At 40.7% G+C, this 2,186-nt stretch carries 1 protein-coding gene and 2 pseudogenes; 1 reads left to right on the top strand and 2 read right to left on the bottom strand.

All coding sequences use genetic code 11. From position 1 onward, the window contains the following. Nucleotides 1-343: 343 nt before the first annotated feature. Nucleotides 344-1,108 carry a PD-(D/E)XK nuclease family protein gene (locus PX481_RS26590; protein ID WP_288096932.1) on the bottom strand — a complete coding sequence of 255 codons (765 nt, stop codon included), beginning with the start codon at nucleotides 1,106-1,108 and terminating at the stop codon, nucleotides 344-346. A gap of 178 nt (nucleotides 1,109-1,286) precedes the next feature. On the opposite strand from PX481_RS26590, the pseudogene PX481_RS26585 reads away from it, so the two are divergent. Then, nucleotides 1,287-1,774: pseudogene (locus PX481_RS26585) on the top strand (hemolysin); the annotation flags it as partial. A gap of 277 nt (nucleotides 1,775-2,051) precedes the next feature. Here PX481_RS26585 and PX481_RS26580 read toward each other — a convergent pair. Further along, nucleotides 2,052-2,186 (bottom strand): annotated as a pseudogene (locus PX481_RS26580) (IS630 family transposase); the annotation flags it as partial.

Below are 2,186 nucleotides of genomic sequence, written 5' to 3'. Positions count from 1 at the left end.
GGTTACAGCGATTTTACTGAATTTCATGATGGGCTATTCTGTGCTTTTTTGGGCAGCAATGGTTGAAACCCTTGCCACACCTACAAGGTGATCCTAGTTAAGACAGGTAAATTAGTCAATTTCACTGGCAACGATGATCTTTTTTTTGTGTAGTTTGATTGCAAAAAAAAAGTTTTTTTGACAAAAAGCACAAAGTATGATACGAGACTAACGTATTTCTGGCTGCGAGTAATTATTGCAGAGTCGGAGTTGGGGAGAGGGGAGAAGGGAAAGGGAAGTGGGAAGAATAAATAAAAGCAATCTCCTGAATCCTGACGACTGGCTCCTGGCGACATCGGCAAAATTAGACAAAAGGATTGATTTCAGGGATATCATCGATCGAGGGTAACTCTATTTGGCCCGCTCGCTCTTGTCTAAGATAATAGGGACAATGAAGCTGACAATCGGGACGATGGGGAAAATTAACTAAATCATTTTGGTATGCTGATAGATAGCGATCGAGAGCCTTCAATAAACGGCGTAAATCGCGCCCTGTCTGTTGGTGTAGTTTCTGATTATAGTTAAAAGTAATTTGTTCGGGGCTGTGGGGTAACTGCACAAACCAATAGGTCATCGATAAACTATCAAGAGGATAAGCAGAAGTTTCTGCCAACACATACAGGTAAAGTCTCGTCTGCCAATTTTTGGCTAGTTTGTCGGCATCGATCGGTTTTAAGTAGGTTTTCCAGTCAAAAATTACCGCTCGATCGCTCTCTAATAAAATTAAATCATAGATAACCGTTAATAAATAATTACCCACAGTTAAACTGCGACAATGTTCCGCTTCTCGATTGGTTTCTCCCGGATTTTGGGCAATTGCCGGGGCAGCTTTTAATAGGGCCGTTAAACAATGTTCTAACTGTTCATTTTCCCGTAATAGAGGCGCGATCGGCAGCCCTAATTCCCGCTGCTGTAATAATAGGTGAAACTGACTGCCCCATTCTTGCCGCTGCAATTGCCCAGGGTCAGCTGGTGTGTTAAGTTCCTCTAGATAGACTTTTTGAAATCTCGGTGGACAGGTTTCCAATAGGTTTAAATGACCTTGGGCAAGACGGTAGATCTTAGGCATAATAGGATTATCGTGAATAAAACAGCAGTTAGCCTATTATCGAGAAAACGGGTTTCTTTGAGAAACTATTTAGAAACCCGTTTTCTTGTAATAAATGTTAATTTCTGTTACAGGGGTCTTGAAAAATTTGCACTTGTTGGGCTAAAACTGTTAGGAATAAACCTCTGCTGTTACCGTCATCACTTCTACCCTGTTGCCGATTATTCCTGCTGTTGACGATGTTTTGTTCAATTTTGCTCAATCTGATGGTTTTTGGGCGAATTTAGAAACCGCTTTTGGCACAAGTTATGATGTGGTTAAGGCGACGCAATTACGACAGCAGTGGCAAAGCCGAAATTTTAGTCAACTTCCCCCAATTGAGGTACTCAGTGATGAGGTTTTAGGGACGGCGAATGGTGCATATTCCAGCAGTAAGAATAAGATTTATCTATCAGCATCTTTTTTAAATACGGCTTCGTCAGCAGCGATAATTAACGTAATTTTAGAAGAAATTGGGCATTATGTGGATGCTCAAATTAATCAGGTGGATAGCGCGGGAGATGAGGGGCAATTTTTGCGGAGTTGGTGCAGGGAAATAGTCTGGATGTGGCAACCTTGGAGGTATTGAAAGCTGAGGATGATTCAAAGATAATTAATTTAAATGGGGAAGTAATTACAGTTGAACAGAATAAATTGCTTAAATCTGGCAAGATTATTGTTGCTAATGATGGACAGGGACTTTATGCTATTTACGATCCTAATTTTCAAGTCAATCTAATCACTAATGGTAGTTTTGAAATTGGCCCAGATCCTGATCCTTATTTACCACTTGCCCCTGGTTCTACCGCAATCACAGGATGGACTGTTACGAGGGATCAAATTGACTATGTAGCTTATTGGGTAGATGCAGATGGCGAGCGCTCTCTTGATCTCAATGGTTCGCCTGGAGTGGGTGGTATATACTTTAGACGTTCATAATCTGAGATTTATTAAACTTCTGAAATCGTAGAGTCAGCAAGGAATCCAGTTCTTTTTTATGTTTCAGATGGGCATCATTCAGACATTCATAAATAGCTGAAGAAAAGTCAGAAAAGTTCTC

This window comes from Microcystis sp. M53603_WE2, from assembly GCF_030065435.1.
Note: the sequence above shows the minus strand (reverse complement) of the source record. Positions and strands in the feature narration are given on the sequence as shown.